This is a genomic window from Lysinibacillus sp. GJ-1 (assembly GCF_021166035.1).
Taxonomy (GTDB): domain Bacteria; phylum Bacillota; class Bacilli; order Bacillales_A; family Planococcaceae; genus Lysinibacillus; species Lysinibacillus sphaericus.
In genome coordinates this window covers 2517235-2535855 of record NZ_CP088912.1, presented here as the reverse complement: position 1 = coordinate 2535855, position 18621 = coordinate 2517235, and the positions used below count along the sequence as shown (strand labels likewise).

At 36.8% G+C, this 18621-nt stretch carries 15 protein-coding genes, 3 pseudogenes and 2 riboswitches; of the genes and pseudogenes, 14 read left to right on the top strand and 4 right to left on the bottom strand.

Annotation, left to right across the window (positions count from 1 at the left end; genetic code table 11):
* The first annotated feature begins 403 nt into the window (after nucleotides 1-403).
* Together LO754_RS12225 and LO754_RS12220 are read left to right on the top strand one after the other, a co-directional pair.
* The gene (locus LO754_RS12225; protein ID WP_024364104.1) at nucleotides 404-1648 is read left to right on the top strand and encodes a methyl-accepting chemotaxis protein; all 1245 of its coding nucleotides are present in this window, start codon (nucleotides 404-406) and stop codon (nucleotides 1646-1648) included.
* A gap of 147 nt (nucleotides 1649-1795) precedes the next feature.
* Nucleotides 1796-1983: riboswitch (cobalamin riboswitch) on the top strand.
* Nucleotides 1984-2255: 272 nt separating this feature from the next.
* On the top strand, nucleotides 2256-3029 hold the full coding sequence (locus LO754_RS12220) for a hypothetical protein (protein ID WP_231784426.1): 774 nt from the start codon (nucleotides 2256-2258) through the stop codon (nucleotides 3027-3029).
* A gap of 85 nt (nucleotides 3030-3114) precedes the next feature.
* Here the strand turns inward: LO754_RS12220 and LO754_RS12215 are convergent.
* Nucleotides 3115-5052 (bottom strand): annotated as a pseudogene (locus LO754_RS12215) (GTP-binding protein).
* Between the two features lie 178 nt (nucleotides 5053-5230).
* Nucleotides 5231-5416, top strand: a riboswitch (cobalamin riboswitch).
* A 163-nt stretch (nucleotides 5417-5579) separates the two neighbouring features.
* Between LO754_RS12215 and LO754_RS12210 the strand changes: the two are divergent.
* The 5 genes from LO754_RS12210 to LO754_RS12190 all read left to right on the top strand — a co-directional run bounded on the left by LO754_RS12210 (nucleotide 5580) and on the right by LO754_RS12190 (nucleotide 9638).
* A complete protein-coding gene (locus tag LO754_RS12210) occupies nucleotides 5580-6575 on the top strand; it encodes an ABC transporter substrate-binding protein (RefSeq protein ID WP_229386801.1) in 996 nt (331 codons plus the stop codon).
* 49 nt (nucleotides 6576-6624) lie between these two features.
* Nucleotides 6625-7299 (top strand): precorrin-3B methylase, encoded by a 675-nt coding sequence (locus LO754_RS12205; protein ID WP_231784425.1) that lies wholly within the window; start codon nucleotides 6625-6627, stop codon nucleotides 7297-7299.
* A 236-nt stretch (nucleotides 7300-7535) separates the two neighbouring features.
* The gene (locus LO754_RS12200) at nucleotides 7536-7739 is read left to right on the top strand and encodes a hypothetical protein (RefSeq protein WP_024364109.1); all 204 of its coding nucleotides are present in this window, start codon (nucleotides 7536-7538) and stop codon (nucleotides 7737-7739) included.
* A gap of 545 nt (nucleotides 7740-8284) precedes the next feature.
* Nucleotides 8285-8800 carry a DUF2243 domain-containing protein gene (locus tag LO754_RS12195; protein ID WP_231786320.1) on the top strand — a complete coding sequence of 172 codons (516 nt, stop codon included), beginning with the start codon at nucleotides 8285-8287 and terminating at the stop codon, nucleotides 8798-8800.
* A 22-nt stretch (nucleotides 8801-8822) separates the two neighbouring features.
* On the top strand, nucleotides 8823-9638 hold the full coding sequence (locus LO754_RS12190) for a cytochrome c oxidase assembly protein (RefSeq protein ID WP_231786319.1): 816 nt from the start codon (nucleotides 8823-8825) through the stop codon (nucleotides 9636-9638).
* A gap of 336 nt (nucleotides 9639-9974) precedes the next feature.
* Here LO754_RS12190 and LO754_RS12185 read toward each other — a convergent pair whose 3' ends face one another.
* Together LO754_RS12185 and LO754_RS12180 are read right to left on the bottom strand one after the other, a co-directional pair.
* Complete coding sequence (locus LO754_RS12185) at nucleotides 9975-11171, bottom strand: class I SAM-dependent rRNA methyltransferase (RefSeq protein WP_108030284.1); 1197 nt, start codon at nucleotides 11169-11171, stop codon at nucleotides 9975-9977.
* A 62-nt stretch (nucleotides 11172-11233) separates the two neighbouring features.
* Nucleotides 11234-12151 carry an alpha/beta hydrolase gene (locus LO754_RS12180; protein ID WP_231784424.1) on the bottom strand — a complete coding sequence of 306 codons (918 nt, stop codon included), beginning with the start codon at nucleotides 12149-12151 and terminating at the stop codon, nucleotides 11234-11236.
* Between the two features lie 173 nt (nucleotides 12152-12324).
* On the opposite strand from LO754_RS12180, the gene LO754_RS12175 reads away from it, so the two are divergent.
* Nucleotides 12325-12804: a dihydrofolate reductase gene (locus LO754_RS12175; RefSeq protein ID WP_024364114.1), complete on the top strand. Its 480-nt coding sequence runs from the start codon at nucleotides 12325-12327 to the stop codon at nucleotides 12802-12804.
* Between the two features lie 397 nt (nucleotides 12805-13201).
* Nucleotides 13202-13945, top strand: a pseudogene (locus tag LO754_RS23875) (YwqG family protein).
* Between the two features lie 216 nt (nucleotides 13946-14161).
* On the opposite strand, the gene trhA reads toward LO754_RS23875, so the two are convergent.
* Complete coding sequence (gene trhA, locus LO754_RS12165; protein WP_231784422.1) at nucleotides 14162-14797, bottom strand: PAQR family membrane homeostasis protein TrhA; 636 nt, start codon at nucleotides 14795-14797, stop codon at nucleotides 14162-14164.
* Nucleotides 14798-15062: 265 nt separating this feature from the next.
* Here trhA and LO754_RS12160 point away from each other — a divergent pair, with 265 nt between their 5' ends.
* The 5 genes and pseudogenes from LO754_RS12160 to msrB all read left to right on the top strand — a co-directional run bounded on the left by LO754_RS12160 (nucleotide 15063) and on the right by msrB (nucleotide 18572).
* Entirely contained in the window at nucleotides 15063-15905 is an 843-nt protein-coding gene (locus tag LO754_RS12160; RefSeq protein WP_025219595.1) for a DegV family protein, read from the top strand.
* A gap of 187 nt (nucleotides 15906-16092) precedes the next feature.
* On the top strand, nucleotides 16093-16941 hold the full coding sequence (locus LO754_RS12155; protein ID WP_231784421.1) for a GDSL-type esterase/lipase family protein: 849 nt from the start codon (nucleotides 16093-16095) through the stop codon (nucleotides 16939-16941).
* An 81-nt stretch (nucleotides 16942-17022) separates the two neighbouring features.
* On the top strand, nucleotides 17023-17604 hold the full coding sequence (locus tag LO754_RS12150) for a YpmS family protein (RefSeq protein ID WP_024364120.1): 582 nt from the start codon (nucleotides 17023-17025) through the stop codon (nucleotides 17602-17604).
* Nucleotides 17605-17617: 13 nt separating this feature from the next.
* Nucleotides 17618-18147: pseudogene (gene msrA, locus LO754_RS12145) on the top strand (peptide-methionine (S)-S-oxide reductase MsrA).
* Complete coding sequence (msrB, locus tag LO754_RS12140) at nucleotides 18144-18572, top strand: peptide-methionine (R)-S-oxide reductase MsrB (protein ID WP_025219593.1); 429 nt, start codon at nucleotides 18144-18146, stop codon at nucleotides 18570-18572. The pseudogene msrA and the gene msrB overlap by 4 nt, the downstream one beginning before the upstream one ends.
* Nucleotides 18573-18621: the final 49 nt, after the last annotated feature.

Below are 18621 nucleotides of genomic sequence, written 5' to 3'. Positions count from 1 at the left end.
TGATGGCAGTCAATCTAACACCTTTTTGTTGCGCCGATGTTGTTCGCTTCGGCGGTGCTTTGCGCGGGCACACACGTAAGCCGCAACCCTCGCTAACGCGCGGAAATGCCCGCGTCTTACGCTGTGTGCGTTCTGAGCAGAAGTCACCGCCTCCGCTACTAACAACTAGTGAACTCTTCTAATTTTTTATTTATTGTAAAAGCAAGAATAGCTAAGTTCTCCATATAGAAAAATTTATGAACACCTTTCCTCTGTTCCTTAAATTATTTTAGTTTTGTCCTAACCTTTATCTTTTTTTAGTATACCAATATACATATAAAAGATGGGCGTATTTCTATCAATCTTAGGATAAATAAACTATAATAATGGTATTATAGTAATATTATAGTTAGGGGATTTTGGTATGACTTTACGAAAAAAAAGTATTTTTGGGTTTTCATTATTAAATTTAATAATGATTGTAGTATTAATTATAGATCTTGCTAATTTAACAGCATTAGCATGGCTATCTACAATATTAACGATTATTGGTATCTCCATTACTTTATCCTATATCTTCTATGTTAAATATAAAGTGATTCAACCTATTAACCAATTATCTAATGCTGCGAAAGCAATTTCAGTAGGTAACTTTGACTCTGATGTCATTACTGTACAAGACAATAGTGAGATTTCAGAATTAGCAAAAGCTTTTATAGAGATGAAAGAGCAATTGCGTACGATGACACTAACAATTGCCAACAGTTCGACAGATTTATCTGCCAGTATCGAAGAGTTGTCTGCAAGTACAAATGAAATTACAATGGCTGTGGAAGAAGTTGACCATCAAATGGAAAAAACGTCAAATGGTCTTAAACAAGCCGCACAATCGGCAAACAATAGTGCTGTTGCAATGCAGGAAACAGTAGATGGCATTGAGCGTATTTCGATTGCCACACAGGATGTTTTCAACCACGCGAAAGAAGCGAATGATATCGCAGGAAATGGTGCAGAAATTTTGCATGTTGCGAAAAACCAGATGGAGTTTATTTCATCGTCAACAGATAAAACGAGTACCTTAATAAAACACTTATCAAATAAAATGACAGATATTAAAAAAATGACAGAAATGATTACAACGATTACAGATCAAACGAATTTACTTGCTCTAAATGCTGCGATTGAAGCGGCACGTGCTGGAGAACATGGGAAAGGTTTTGCGGTCGTTGCGGAAGAAGTTCGTCATTTAGCAGAGCAATCCAAGCATTCTGCTATTCAAATTGTGGACCTTGTAGTAGGTATTGAAAATGATACGAAACAAGTTGCTGTGGCTGTGGAAGAAGACTTGAAAAATGTTCAACAGGGGGTCTATGTCATTGATGAAGCAACAAAATCTTTTGGCAATATTTCGCAGCACGTGAGCCAAATGACTGACCAACTCGAAGGCATTTCGACAACTGTAAATTACTTGTCAAATCGTGCAAATGAGGTAGCTAATCTCGTGTCAACAATTGCAGGGGGTATGGATCAATTGTCCAGCTATACAGAAGCTGTGCTACAGTCAATGGATGAGCAAACGGCTTCCATGCAAGCAGTCAATCAAGTTTCACAGGAATTAACGATACAGGCTGATGATTTACAAAAGATTACAAATCAAATTCATGTATAAATTAACAACGGATAGTTATTTAGGTGATAGATAGTCATTTTAGCAAGTGCACATACATTTAGGCTGCTGTTTGACTTTAAAATACCACTACTTTACAATATAATGTAATAGTTTAGTAGGAATTTTCCAATAAATTCCTTAACAACTGAATAGCGTGTAGTAAGAGGTGTAAATTGCATGCAATTTACTTAAAAGGGAAGTCGGTGCAAATCCGACGCTGTCCCGCAACTGTGAATGTGAGCGTCTTTTCAAATTATGACCACTGTCAAACGACGGGAAGGTGAAAAGAAGCGATGACCATAAGTCAGGAGACCTGCCTGTTACGAGTACACACCATAAACCTACGAGGAATAGGAGGTGGCATGTTGACAAAACAGAATAATCTGTTCGTCACAGTACGTCAAACGACCAACACCAAAGGATGTAAAGGGATACGGCATCAAGCCAAATCGCTTCCATTGGTGCACTGTTTGATGTTATCGGATGAATGATATTTTTTAAGTACGATAGCCATAATCACGGATTTCCTCTACATTTGTAGGAAATCCGTATTTTTTATGTAATCGATACCTTTGTTTTGAAAATATGTACGAGAAGAGGTGCAAGTATGACAAAAATTCAGGTATGTTCAACACGAGAAAAGAAAAATGTTGATATGAAGATTTGTAAGCAACCGCGCATGGAAGTTGCCAAGCAACGAAAAACGAGAATGGTCATTGAGGCGCTAGTTGATCAGTTTTTAGCTACAGGGCTTATTCCGCACGATCGATTGTTTGACTGCATTTTTTATAATAAAGACATTATTTGGATTCAAAATGATGTCTATGAAGGATACCTATTTGCAAAAGCAAGTGTGGCTGATGAATTGAAAACAAAAAAGAATGGTTTTATGATGTATATGCCGACCAATCCGATTGTTTATGAAGTAAATGAGGAGGCCTATAATTTAATTACACGCATCGATTCAATTCGAGCTAAACCCAATCTGGATCGCCTGAATGTAGAGCCAAAACCTATTTTAAGTGCTGCAAGAGTCAATGATTTACTATGTTCGATGGTAATGCGTTTTTATCAGACGTATTTGCAAGACTTATCGATATTAATTCAAGAAAATCAAGATTATAGTAAAATACAACATTTAATAGACTATGTTGAGCGTGAATATGCTCAGTTTTTACAAAGTGTAAAAGAATTAAATGATTATCATTTAAATTGGCATCCGCGTGGTAATGGTCATCAATTGTTGCTGCAACGCATTGAGCAATTACAGATTTTAAAAAGTAAACCTGGGTCGGTTCTTGTGGATTTCTCAAATCATCATGGGTATGTGATTGTGGAGTCAGCGAATTCTTTGAAAAGGAAAACGAAAAAAGCGTTGTAAATTTTTATATCTGTATCGATATGCATACTATGCAATATTCGATTTTTTTCTGAAAGGCATCGAGAAATTTCGATGCCTTTTTATTTTATAGACAATGCATGGCTGCTTTTGCCTCATACCATGGAACTGCATAGCCTTTTCCTTTTGCACAAAAAATACTTGACGACGTATAGTCAGGATCAGCCTGTTTATTATAATTGATTTGTGCGATTATTGCCTCGCTATTATGACATATATCATAGCCATCGAATTGTAAAGATAAAGAGCCTTTGCCGTTTGTGTAAGTAGCAAAAGTAGTACTATAGTGCATAAATGTTGCAACTGGTACACGTCCTGTTAAAATGACTTGCTCCTCTGACAAGATCGGTGAGTCAAAAGTACCGTCTGCTTGTTGAATATCGTTCATCATTCAGTAGATAAAATCATTGGACGCTTTCATTTTGAAGCGGTAATAGGGCTCAAGTAAGATATTTTCGGCTTGTTCTAGCCCTTGTCTTAATGCACGGAAAGTAGCTTCCCGAAAATCTCCTCCTTCGGTATGCTTGATATGAGCTCGTCCTGTCAACAGTGTAAAGCGAATATCAGTAACAGGAGAACCAGTTAATAAACCGTGATGCTCGCGTTCAAATAAATGTTTTTCGATAAGGCGTTGGTGACCTACTGATAAATCATCAGCATGACAGGCATTAACAAACGTATTCCCAGTTCCGCGGATGTTCGGCTCCATGAATAAGTGTACCTCGGCATAATGCTTGAGCGGTTCGAAATGTCCGTAGCCTGTTACAGTCGTTGCAATAGTTTCCATATACAAAATTTGAGGTTTATCAAAGGTAATAACAAGTGAAAAGCGATTTTTTAATACTTCAGCAAGTACTTCAAGTTGTATGACACCCATAATATGTACATGAATTTCTTGGGATTTTTCTTGCCAAACGACTCGTAACGATGGCTCCTCGGCTTCTAGTAAACGAAAAATCTGTAAAATTTCCTTTATATGCTGTTGCCCTTCATACAGTACTTTTGCTTGTAATGTAGGCACAAGTTCATAAGGTTTTGGGAGTAGTGTACTTCCTAAAATGTCTCCTATCTTCGCCATGCTAAGCCCTTTCACTGCAAAAATGTCTCCTGCTTGTACGGCTTGGGCTGTCTGAAAACGACGCCCATTATACAGCCTAATTTCAGTTATTTTTTCGGTAACATCGCCAAATGCAAAGTCATCACGAGTATGCAATGATCCTTGTAAAGCTTTTATAAAAGTTAAGCGTTGTGTGCCATCATGGCGAATTTTAAATACTTCCCCTTGAAAGGGTGCTTGATGGTCGAAGTGTGTCTCTGTCAGGAGAGGAAGCTGTGATACAAATTCCTTGATCCCAATATCTTTTAAAGCAGCACCAACAAAGCAGGGAAATGCTCGCTCTTCGTTAATCATCTTTTGTAATTGTGACAGGCACGTTGAGGCATCGAGTGTATCTGTTAAAAAGGCCTAGAGTAGTTGTTCATCGCGCTCGGCTAGCCACTCTGCAATATAGCTTTGTATAAAATCTTTGCGTAATGGGGCATCGATTAATAGGATGTTGTCGGAACAGTCTTTTTGTAATTGGTTCATCACCGCATTGATATCTGCCCCTTCGCGGTCGATTTTATTTATAAAGAAAAAGGTTGGTATATGGTATTGACGGAGCAATTGCCAAACCGTTTCTGTATGACCTTGTACACCCTCTACTGCACTGACAATAATGATGGCATAATCCATTACACGTATAGCACGCTCCATCTCAGGTGAAAAGTCTACATGCCCGGGTGTGTCAATCAGCGTATATGTATCATTTTCTATTTGCATCCGTCCTTGTTCCGCAAAAATGGTAATTCCTCGGGCTTGTTCAATTGCATGATTATCTAAAAATGTATCTTGATGATCGACTCTTCCACGAGATTGGATACTATTTGTGTGGAATAATAATTGCTCACAAAAAGTTGTTTTTCCTGCATCGACATGTGCGAGCACACCAATCGTTTTATACATAAAAATCCTCATTTCTAATGTAGTCTCTTCTCATTGTACCAGAATGATCGCTCAAACATTTCGTGACAAATAGTTCGCATTCGTGTTTAAATAGTGATAGTTTATTAACAAGTATCATTTATGGATTTTTTTGTGTGATTGAAATCAAAAATACCTTCTGCTAGTCTATTTTTATAACTAAAAACTGCTATATATTGGTGCAAATGGCTTTAGTCATTTGCTTAAAAGGGAAATCGGTGAAATTCCGATGCTGTCCCGCAACTGTAAATGGGGAGTTTATACAATAGTCACTGTAGTTGAACTATGGGAAGACGTATAAGCGATGAACCTAAGCCAGGATACCTGCCAATATGTATTATTTACTTAACACCACGAGGATGGTGATAGTGATTGTTTAAATACCCAATGTATTTATCACTATGACACCCTCTTGGAAACAAGGGGTTTTTTTTATGTGCTAGTAGCAAGGAAATCATTGATTTCTTCCTATACAAATCCAAATACATAACTAAAGGAGAAATGGAACCATGAACAAATGGAAAGGCATGTGGCTAGTTGTTGCCATTGCGATTATAAGCATTTTAGGCGCTTGTAGTGCGAAAGACAATTCGCAAAGTGCTGCACAAAGTGAGCATATCGAGCCTGCTCAAAGCGAGACGACAGAAGTAACCATTGACAATAATGGTACTACACAAGTTTATACAGAAGCACCTAAAAAGGCGATTAGTTTAAATCAGCATGTAACGGAAATTATGTTAGCTTTAGGCTTAGAAGATTCAATGGTTGGTACAGCCTATTTGGATGATAAAATTTATGAACCTTTACAAGCTGCCTACGAAAAAGTACCAGTAATAGCAGAGCAGTATCCAACAAAAGAACAAGTGATAGATAGTGAAGCCGATTTTTTATACGCTGGATGGAAAAGTGGCTTTAGTGAAAAGGGTGTTGGTACACCAGAAGAATTAGAGACACTTGGTATCCACACATATTTACATCAATCTTCAAGTATAACGAAACCAACATTAGATGATATTTTTATGGATATTCGCAATATCGCAAAAATTTTCCGTGTTGAAGATCGAGGAGAAGCATTAGTCGATCAAATGACAAAAGAAGTTGATGCAGTACGTGCAAAATTACCGCAAGGAGAAAAGGAGCTACGTGTGCTTGTCTATGATAGTGGAGATAAGGAAGTCTTTACTGCTGCTCAAAATTTTATGAATGAGCTTGTCACTGTCGCTGGCGGTAAAAACATTTTTGGTGAAGTTGAATCTGGATGGACAACTGTCTCAAAAGAAGAAACAGTAGAACGCAATCCGGAAGTAATTGTCGTGATTGATTACGGTTCTCAAAGTGCTGAAGACAAAATACATTTCCTGAAAAATGATCCTGCATTAAAGGAAACAGATGCTGTGCACAATGAGCGTTTTGTCATATTACCACTTTCAGCTGCTTCAGAAGGGGTTCGTGCGGCAGAGGCTATCAACATTTTGGCTAGAGGATTCTATCCGGAAAATTTTTAATAACTTCAGAGAGCTAGCTAGATGTTATCTTTTTTAAGGAGAATAAAAAATGAATGCATTTCGTTCAAATATACCAGAATGTACATTTGAAAAATTAAATATAGATGGTCAATTTACTCGTCTAGCAGTAAGTCCTGGTATTATCAATAAACATTATACACCCGCGCAATTTCAAAAAATTGCAGAAGTCGTAGGGGACAGTGGGGCCTTTAAATATTCAGCATCCTATAATCTATTGTTGTCTATCCCTACGCAAACAGTTCAAGACGTTATAAGTGAACTGCAAGAAGCGGGCTTATATATGACACCATCAGGCTCCATCGTTGCGTTCAAGGCTTGTGATTTTTGTGATGGAGAGAGGATGGAAGCGGCGGAGATAACAGAACAATTATACATTGAGTTGCAGGGACAAACGGTGCCTTCCAGACTGCGTCTAAATGTCAATGGCTGTGCGTCCGCTTGCTATAATGCCGTCTATGATGATATTGGACTTGTCTATCAAAAAGATAGCTTCGATGTTTATTTAGGTGCTATTCCAATGGGGGCAAAAGCACAGGCGGGTACACTATTTGCTAAAGGCGTTTCCGTGCAAGAAATAGCCAGCCTTTTACAGCATATAATTGGGGTATATCAACAACATGCACGTCCACATGAGCCATTCTATAAATTTTATCGCAGAACGAATACTGCTGAATATTGGCAAATAATGCATAATGTAAAATAAAGTAAAGTTATCCTTTTCGTTGTTTATGTACGATGACAGTATCGTTATCCAAAATGATAGATAGACCCTATGGAGCGAAGAACGGGAAGCAACTTGTACTCAAGTGTTAGATTGACTAATGTCAATTTAACACTTTTTCTTTTTCTTAAATTGGACATATATACCGGCAGTTTAGTTGAATAAATCATATATCATGTGCTCACGCTAAGTCGATTACATTTTAAGGGGATGTAGAAATGTTTAATCGTTTATCAGCACAAAATGGTGTGTTTCGATTACCGCCAATACAGCGCAAAAATAATAAAGAGTTAGATGTTGCTATTGCAGATCTTGAAGCAAGAGGATTTCGTTTAGTAAGACGTGGGATTCAAAATGAGAAAAAGCAACCCCATTCATCGTACAATAAAGTTTGGGCTATTATGGAAAAATTGATGACTTGAAATATAGGGAAAAATAACAAAAAGCTGCTTTGATTTCTCTCAGCAGCCCTATAAGTAGTGAAACACTACGAACTTATATTTTGTCTTTTTATTGTCATTCTATACTTTAAATAATGCATAGACATAATTGAAGATTTTGACAAACTATTTTTGACTGATAGTAACTGTTACTAGAAGTATTAGATAAGGTATATATGTATACAGTTTTGTCAATCTAGTGCTATATGGGAATCCGCATAAGAAAGAATTGTATTGCTTGATGGCATGCCAAAAGTTAGCAGCATTAAAGCCTAATGTAATGATCACTGGTCATGGTGTACTAATGGTTAGTGAAGAATTGAGTGCGGCACTGCGAAAATTTTGTGAATGATTTCGTTCACATTACCCACACTAAAAATTATAAGAATGAAGTGATAGGTCCCTAAAGATTGAAGATTTTAGGGGCTTTTATTAGTGCCAATTATTAACTTCATTTGCACTATTTAATTGAAGGTGTAATCGCTGTGACATTAGGGAATAATAACACAAACTTAGAGAAAGAAGGAATGATTATAAAAACCCATGAAGAGAATAATCGTTCAATGCTAAAAAATGGACATCCTTATGCAAAGCGAAATGTATGGTCAGGGTTTCTTTTTGGTATAGGATTAGTTGCATTTATAGATGAAACCTTTTTTCATCAACTATTACGCTGGCATCATTTTTACGATAAATCGACAACTGATATTGGTTTAATATCGGATGGTTTTTTTCACGCATTTAGTTGGTTTGCGACAATTGCAGGTTTATTTTTATTTGCAGATTTACGTCGCAAAAATGGACTAAGGTTAGCAAGATGGCTAGGTGGTGTATTTTTAGGAGCAGGAGGGTTTCAATTATATGATGGTATTATTCAACATAAGTTAATGCGGATACATCAGATAAGGTATGTAGAAAATGTAATAACATACGATTTAATTTGGAATATCTTTGCTGCAACACTACTTATTATAGGGATTTATCTTACTATGCGTACTAAAAACGCTTATCACATACAAGAGGCTACATCTTATGAGCGCTAAACATAGTAATCATATTGCTCAGATGAATCAGGACGGCTTTCTACACGATTATGCACAACTATTTTTTTTATTGTTATTTAGTATTTTATTAATCATGTATATTAGTGCTACTGTTATTTCAAATCGTCATTATAAAACGTGGCCACTTTATCGCATTGTATGTTTTGTTTTAGGGATAGTATTAGCGGTTATAGCGGTTGCTGGGCCTTTAGCAAATCGTGCAACGATGGATTTTACGGCACATATGGTGAGTCATTTACTTTTAGGCATGTTAGCGCCATTGCTTATTGTGATGGCAGCGCCTATGACACTTTTACTAAGAACTTTGAGTACTTCATTAGCACGTGCACTTACCAAAATACTAAAAAGCTGGCCTCTCCATATACTTACACATCCAATAGTTGCGACTTTACTGAATATCGGAGGGCTTTGGTTATTATACACGACTAACCTATATGCACTTATGCATGACAATAGTTTCTTACATGTAGTTGTCCATTTACATGTATTTCTAGCGGGGTATGTATTTACGATCTCTATTCTTTATGTAGACCCCGTTCCTTACAGAAAATCCTTTATTTACAGAGCAATCGTTTTAATTATTGCATTAGTAGGACATGGAATTTTATCAAAATATATTTATGCGCATCCGCCTGAAGGTGTGCCAATAGCACAAGCAGAAATCGGAAGTAAGGTTATGTATTATGGTGGAGATGTAATTGATGCGATGATCATTTTCATGCTTTGCTTACAATGGTACAAAGCAGTAAGACCGCGAATAGTAGAACCGATGCAAAAAAGCGATAGTTTAGAAAATCGACAAATTGATTCTGTCTAGCACCATTTTTACTGAATATGTTTTCAGCGCATTCGCGTAAAAATTGTTGATAACGAAATGGGGAATGATTATAAATTTGGCGTCTATACGCTCAAAAAAGTGTTAGGTTGACTGAAGGAAGGTGGTCTAACACTTTTATTTTTTTATGGATTGGTAGTCATAAAAAGGGAATAAAACTTTTACTTTCACTCTCGCTTTTAGATGTTGAGTCAAAGCTTTTGCTATGTCAGATAAAGAACTTAATGGAAGCTTGATTTAAGAAAAAATAGTAGACAAAGTTGAAAAACTCGACTTTGTCTACTAGCTTTGTGAGTGACTTTACTTAAGTCACTCTTTTTAGTTTAGCTTTTGAATAAAAACAACTTTTAAGTAGTTGAATTCAGGATGCTCACGTGGCACACGGAAATCCTTTGGTAAACCGTATTCCTCCACAATTTTATAACGAGTATGCGTGTCATTAAATGCTTGCTCGATAAATCCTTTAAATTTTTTCATACCAAAGCTTGCATTATTCGTAGAAGCCACAATAATACCATTTTTTTCAGTTATTGCGATTGCATCCTTTAATAGCTTAGGATAGTCTTTAGCAGTTGAAAACGTAATTTGTTTTGTTCGAGCAAAGCTAGGAGGATCTAATACAACGAGGTCAAATTTCAACTGATGGCGTTGTGCATATTTGAAATAATGGAATACATCCATTACTTTAATATCCTGTGCTTCATAGTCAATATCATTGACACTAAATTGCTCAATTGTTTTGGCTAAACTACGTTTGGCTACATCGACACTTGTCGTTTTTATAGCTCCACCTAGAGCTGCTGCTACAGAAAACGCACCTGTATACGAAAATGTATTTAACACAGTTTTAGCTTTTGAATAGCGTTCACGAATAGCAAGTCGTACTTCACGCTGGTCGAGGAAAATGCCTGTCATAGCACCATCATTTAAATGGACAGCGTAATTCATGCCATTTTCCTTCACGATTAGTGGAAACTCACCAGGCGTGCCCATTACAAAATCGTCTTGTTCGATATATTGCCCTTTACTATCAAAACGCTTTTTCTCATATATCGCTTTATAGTTTACGGTTTCTGAAAGTGCCTCATAAATGACCTCTTTAAATGAATAAATGCCGGCACTATACCAACTCACCATATAATAGCCATCAAAGAAGTCAATTGTTATACCTCCGATGCCATCACCTTCGCCATTAAAGACACGAAAAGCAGTCGTATTAGGATTGTTAAAGAATAATTCACGATTTTGAACGGCTTTTTTAATTTTTTTTGCAAAAAAAGTCTTGTCAATTTCTTCATCGGCATCGGTTGTTAACAGCCAGCCAATGCCTTTATTTTGGATACCATAATAGCCAGTCCCAATAAACCGGTTATGAATATCTAATAGACGAAGTAAGGCACCTTCTTCAGAAGGTAGTTTACGTGTATCAACGGCATCTTTTAAAATAAGCGGATAACCCTTTTTTAATGGTCCTGCAAATTGATTGTTAATTTGTAAAGCAATAGTTTGTGTCATGTTGTCATCCTTTAAAAAACATTTTGCTCTATTATCGCATTGTTTAGTAGCATTACACAAACTTATTTCACGAATGTCGCAATTTTTTCAACTGTTTCAATTGTGGCTGCTTCAAAAAACGCCATTTTACTGAAGTAACTATGAATCAAACCAGCCATAGGGATATGTTCTACATAAACACCCGCCCTAGCTAATTTTTGAGCATATGCAAGTCCTTCATCGTAGAGTACATCTGCTTCTGCCGCAATAATCATTGTTTTGGGAAGAACGCTCAAGTTTTCAATGTGCAAAGGGGAGACAAGTGGATTCGTAAAGTAGTTTGTCTCCGTATATTGCCCTGCAAACCATTGCATCCCTTGTTTATCTAAACCAAAGTGTTCGCCATAAGCATTATAAGAAGCCGTCGTAAAATCAAGATTTACAACAGGGTAAATCAATGCTTGCGCAGTGATTTTAGGGCCATTAAATGTAGCAGCTAAATAGCTAACAACAGTTGCTAAGTTTCCTCCTGCACTATCACCAGCTACTGATAATTGGCTATTATCACCACCAAAAGTTGCAATGTTATCAAAAACCCACAGTAAACCATCATAGGCATCGTGTAAAGGTATTGGGAATGGGTATTCTGGTGCTAAGCGATAATCAATGGATACGACAATGGCACGGGCTTTGTCTGCAAGTAGCCGACAACCTGCATCAGCGGATTCTAAATTGCCGAATACCCAGCCACCACCGTGATAATAAATAATTACGGGTAATTTTTCTGCCTGTTCCGGAATGTAAATACGAATATTTATTTCTTGGCCATCACGCACGCTAATTTTTTTATTTTCTATAGAAGCAAGTTGTGGTGAATGGCTAGATTGCCATGGTGGAACTGTACGTGAGTTTCTTGCTTCCTGTGGTGTCATTTCATAATAATGGGGTATTCTAGCTGTTTCTTGAATATAGCGAATAGCCTCTTTTGTTAAACGTGTCATGATCATCATCCTTTAATCGTTTAAGTAATAACTCTTATTATAAACTATTCTTATAATTTTACTAGGTTTTAGTATCAATTAAGAAAATTTTTTTAATAATGAGCAGAAATATTCCGATAGTAAAGTAAAAATATGTTTATAATAGAATGAAGGATATAACTTGGAGGGTAAGCATGATTTCATTAATAGTAGCACATGATCATAACCATGTTATTGGCTATGAAAACGGTATGCCGTGGCATTTACCGGGAGATTTACAATATTTTAAGGAAAAAACGATGGGCAAGCCTATGATTATGGGACGTAAAACATTTGAATCGATTGGACGACCGCTACCAGGACGACGAAATATTGTCGTTACACGTGATGCAAATTATCGTGCGGATGGAATAGAAACGGCGACAAGTATTGAGGAAGCTCTTGCGTTAGCAGGGGACGTGCCGGAAATCATGATTATTGGCGGTGAACAAATTTTTAGACTATCTATGGAGCTAACTGATCGCATATACATTACAAAAATTAATCATGCTTTTAAAGGGGATACTTTTTTTCCAGCATATGAAGAAGAGTTTGTTTTAGTTGCGTCACAAGAACCAGAAACAGCACCTGAAGGATACACATTTCAATATCAAATTTTTGAACGCAGACAATGACAGTTAGTAGGATTTAGCAGCAAATAATAGTTGTCCTACTTGCAAAAAACGCACGGTGTGAGCTTTTTTATTAGAAGTCAAGTTATAAGCTGAAACTATTATTAATAGTGAATTCTAATTTAATATCACACATTATATATAGAAATTAAAGGGATAGAAGAGCTTACATAAATTGGCTCTATCTATCCTCTTTTTTAACACAGATGCCCCAATTTACTACAACATTAAATCAATCTAATGTTGCAGGTTAGTTGAATAGTGTTGTTAACTCTCAACAAATTGTCTATATTTTTCCATTATTGGTATTATTGTTGGTTTCGCAAATACGATGAAGTACAATTAAATATGTGGGAAATTCAAACCGCATTTAAAGAAAATCATACGCAGGGAGGATATAATGATTAAGAATAAATTTCTAGAGATGATTGAACAGTCAAATATTGCAAATCATAAAGAGTATTTATCTCAAGTATTGAGGCCAGCAATTGATATACTTAGGCATACAGATGCCGAACCACAATTGGGCTGTAGTCGTTTTGGAGGAGCACCTGATTTACCAGTTGGTAGCGAATGGTCAACGTATGAGAAGAAGCCTTATCGCTTCCTTGGTAAGATCAATTTCGCAGAAATCGCTTCAACTGAAAGAGGTCTGCCATCGAAAGGACTCCTAAGTCTCTTTGTAGCAGATGATTATAATAATGAAGATGGTGGTTATCTAGAGGCGTTTGAGGACGGATATATTCATGGTATCTTTATTCCCGAAACAACGAATCTTGAGACGATGATGCCACCCAATTCAGATATTTGCAAGACCACAGTGATTGAGTTTCTCCCGACTATTGATATTCCTTATGACGAATACCAGTTGAATGACTGACCTTTCGATGATGCACAGAGCGACATATACACCGAAATCCGGGATTCTCTACATAAAAGTTCGGACTATCTTCTAGGTTACCCTTCGCATTCTACACTAGCATATGATCCAACGCCTGGAGCAGAATGGATCTCACTTTTAACCGTTGATTCGGATGAGAGTCTTGAGTGGTGTTGGCATGACGGCGATAAATTAATGATATTTATTGAAATAGAACGACTGAAAAACTTGGACTTTAGTAAGCTAAAGTCAGATGCAGGCTAAAGAGCAATTGGGAAAAAGGAATTTGTGAAACATTTCACTTAAAGTAACGGGGTGCTTTAGTTGAAGAAGAGACAGCAATCGCTGTCTCTTTTTACTCCTTAAATGATTCAAAATAAGCTTTAACCCATTTATTTTCGTTTTCTGAAATATACTGTTCAGCAAGAATTAGTCTTTGTGCAAGTTCTTGCTTTGATAGTTTCATGTGGATGCATTAATTTATAAATACAGATACACACAAGCATACATTGAACCACACCCTGCTAACACAAACAGATGCCAAATTGTATGATTATAAGGAAGTGAGCGCCACGCGTAAAAGATAGCACCAATTGTATAGAACAAACCACCAGCTAATAAATAAGCAAAGCCATCACTCCCTAAGAACAGATAGATTGGCTTTATGGCAAAAATAATTAGCCAACCCATAACAATGTAGAAAACAAGAGATAGGATATTAAAACGATGAATAAAAAAGCATTTAAATAACACCCCAAGTAAGGCTAGCGACCATATGATACATAATAGTGTTATGCCCAATGTATCTCCAAGTGCGATTAATAAAAATGGTGTGTAGGTCCCAGCAATTAAAATATAAATAGCGGAATGGTCGAGGATAGCAAAAAAATATTTATATTTTTCAGGCAGACTATGGAGTAAGGTTGACATCATAAACAAGATAATGACAGACGCACCGAAAATACTAAAAGTTGTAATATACAGTGATCGCCCGTTGTGAACAGCCGTTAATAGTAACATTACAAGTGCTGGAATACTTGCGAGCAACCCTACCCCGTGAGTAATGGCATTCCACAATTCTTCCTTCCGTGTTTTATAGTCAAATGAATTCATCATTGTACACCCTTCCTTCGTTCTATATTTACAATAGCCTATTCAGTGGACTATTCCTATGTATGTTTGTCATATATTTACTTATCTAAAATGTCATGTCGATTTATAGAGGAAAATGTTAGACAAATTTAATGAAAAAAGGCTATAGTATCCAAGGTAGCGTAAATGAAAAGACTTGAAATAGACAAGTCAGATGACAAATGTCATGTTTACATATGGAAACATTAGTCTATATAATAATTTCAATGAAGTAAAAGGATGTGTCGAAGTGGGACGAATTCATATTGTAACGGACTCAACTTGTGATTTAACAAAAGAAGAAGTAATGCAACACGGTATACATATTGTGCCGTTAACCATTCAAATTGATGGGAAAACGTATATAGATGGAGTGGATTTAGAGCCACAAACTTTTTTAGGTTTAATGAAAAATGCGAAAGATTTGCCGAAAAGTTCTCAACCTGCACCAGGGAAATTTAAAGAATTGTACGACGAGCTTGGAAAAGATGGAGATCAAATACTTTCCATTCATATGACAGGTGGCATGAGTGGAACAGTCGAATCAGCTCGACAGGCGGCACAAATGACAGATGCAAATGTAACTGTCATTGATTCTCGCTTTATTGCAATTGGGCTTGCGATACAATTACGAGAGGCCATTAAAATGCGCGATGCAGGAGCGACTGTGCAAGAAATCGTCGCACGTTTAGACAAAGTACGTGAAAATACACATTTATATGTGATTGTTGATACACTTGAAAATTTAATTAAGGGCGGTCGAATTGGTAAAGGAACAGGCTTTATCGGTTCTTTGCTCAACATAAAAGTAATTGCGAACTTAGAAGGTGGCGCATATAATCCTGTGTCAAAAGTTCGTAGTCACAAACAGGTTGTCAATTACTTATTTAAGCAATTCCAAGCTGATACTGCTGGTAAATCAGTAAAAGCTGTGGGAATTTCACATGCTGACGGTTTAACAACAATGGGTGGTCCCTTAAAAGAATTAGTAGAAGGAACAGGCTTTGATGAGGTAGAAATTGCCTTTACCTCTCCCATTATTTCTACACATACCGGTCCAGGTGCAATTGGTTTTATTTATTTTGCCGAATAATTGATAAGAGCTGCTACATAAGTAATTGTAGTAGCTTTTTACTGTTCTTAGTCAGCTTGGAAGATGGTTAACAAGTATTGAGATGAATATGCTTAGATTTTTCTTGATAAATTGGAGCATCGTCACTTTTCTTTGTCGTGACAACTATCTATAATAGAACTAACAGCAAATGATGGAAGGTGGTCAAATGGGCATCTGGCGAATTATTTTGTCATGTTTGACCGTCTTAATACTAAGTGGTTGTGCAATATCAATAGATGAACCGAGTCCGCAGGCTGACGATGAACATGAACAGTCAGGGACGGAGCAAGATATGAGACAGGATGAGCAACAAGCAGAGGAAGAGACAAAGCACTCTAGTAATGTATTGACGCAAATTTTTGAACATTTTTTTGAGCCTACACCAGAGGATTTACGGCAAATTGATGATGACAACGCAAAACAACTACATTACTTGGCACTTGGAGATTCATTAACAGACGGTGTCGGGGATGAGTATAGTCAAGACGGTTATGTTGGAAGATTAGCAGATTCAATGTTAGCTTGGACTTCGATATCAGAAGTTAAGGTTGAGAATCGGGGAAAAAGAGGAAGACGTAGCGATCAGCTATTAAAATTATTAAAAAAAGGGCATTATGATGAAGAGTTACAACAAGCACAGCTTATTTCATTAACAATGGGTGGCAATGATGTAATGAAAGTCGTCAAAAAGGACTTGTTTAACTTAAAAAGAGATGCCTTTGATAAGGAATTATTAACCTATGAGAATCGTTACAGTAAAATAATTGACAATATACGTGCAAAAAATCCAACTGTACCGTTATTACTTATCGGGTTTTATAATCCCTTTTCAATTGTCACCAATGATAATGAATTTGATACGATTATTACAGAATGGAATAGCGTTATCAAAGAAATAGCAAGTAAGGATTCAAACGCTTGTTATGTCTCTGTAGAAGACTTGTTTGATTCAAATGAAGAACTGGTCTATCACACGGATTTTTTCACCCCAATGCAAAGGGGTATGATAAAATGACGGAGCGAATTTTAGCAGCAATGGAGCAATGTAAAATGGAACAAAAAATTAATAAGGAAATAGGCTTCGGGGAGTGAAAAAATGAATAAATGGAAATTCGCATTTTTTGCGTTAGCAGGTATGGTTATTTTTTCAATTCTCCTCGTCGTTTATTTAGCAACGAAGCCAGTTGAAGGATTTGAATTAGCGAAGAGTGCAGACAGTGAAGAAAACGTAACAGGTAATGTTCTTGTAGTACAAACGACTACGAAAGAGTTGGAGTCAATTACCAAAAAATATTTAAAGGACACAGCTAAAGGCTCACCATTGCCATTGGATTTTACCATTGGAGATGATATTGAATTACGAAGTAAATTAACTGTTTTTTATACAGAAATTCCGATTTCAATGAATTTTGACCCGATCGTTGATGAAAAAGGCAATATTATTTTAAAGCAAACAGGGATGAATGTAGGGCTTTTAAACATTCCGCCGGAGACGACCATGAAAATTATGCGAGATTCGGTGGATTTCCCTTCATGGATTACGGTCAATCCAAATAAAGCTGAAATTTATATTGATTTATCGCGAGTAAATATTGCTTCAGGTTCGAGGGTTCGTGCGAAGGAATTAGACTTACCGAACGATAAGATTTTATTGGAAATTATCGTCCCAGGAAAATAAGGAGTGAAAATAAATGGCAATACAATATGCGACATTTGCAGGCGGCTGTTTTTGGTGTATGGTCAAGCCATTCGATGAAACACCGGGCATTAAAGCTGTCGTTTCTGGTTACACTGGTGGACATGTTGAAAATCCAAGCTATGAACAAGTCTGTTCGGAAACAACAGGTCATGTAGAAGCGGTTCAAATTACATTTGATGATGACATCTATTCATACGAGCAATTATTAGCTACATTTTGGACATTAATTGACCCAACGGATGCTGGTGGGCAATTTTTTGATCGTGGACAATCCTATACAACGGTCATTTTTTACCATGATGAAGAGCAGCGTGAATTAGCTGAACGTTCAAAGGCAGATTTAGAAGCTTCTCGTAAGTTTGATAAGCCGATTGCTGTAAAAATTTTACCTGCAAGCACATTTTATGCTGCGGAGGACTACCATCAATATTATTATAAAAAAATCCAATGCACTACGAACGTTATGCAGTAGGTTCTGGTCGCAAGGCATTTCAGGAACAACATTGGGGGCATAAAAAATGAATAAAGAGCAACGTTTAAAAGAACTGACAGATATGCAATACTATGTAACGCAGGAAAATGGGACTGAGCCACCGTTTCGTAATGAATATGATCAACATTTTGAAGAAGGAATTTATGTAGATATTGTTTCAGGAAAGCCACTCTTTAGCTCCCATGATAAATTCAATTCTGGTTGTGGATGGCCAGCATTCGCAAAACCAATTGCACAAGAGCATGTGACGGAGCATTTTGATACTTCTCACGGAATGCGTCGTGTAGAGGTAAGAAGTAAGGAAGCTGATTCTCATCTAGGACATGTCTTCCCAGACGGTCCTCAAGAGTTAGGTGGTTTGCGTTATTGTATCAATTCTGCATCACTTCGTTTTATTCCAAAAGCGGATTTAGAACAAGAAGGCTACGCTGAATATAGCGCCTTATTTAAGTAATAAGCAAAACGCCTAGTACGCTTCTCGTGCAGGCGTTTTTTTTGGGAAA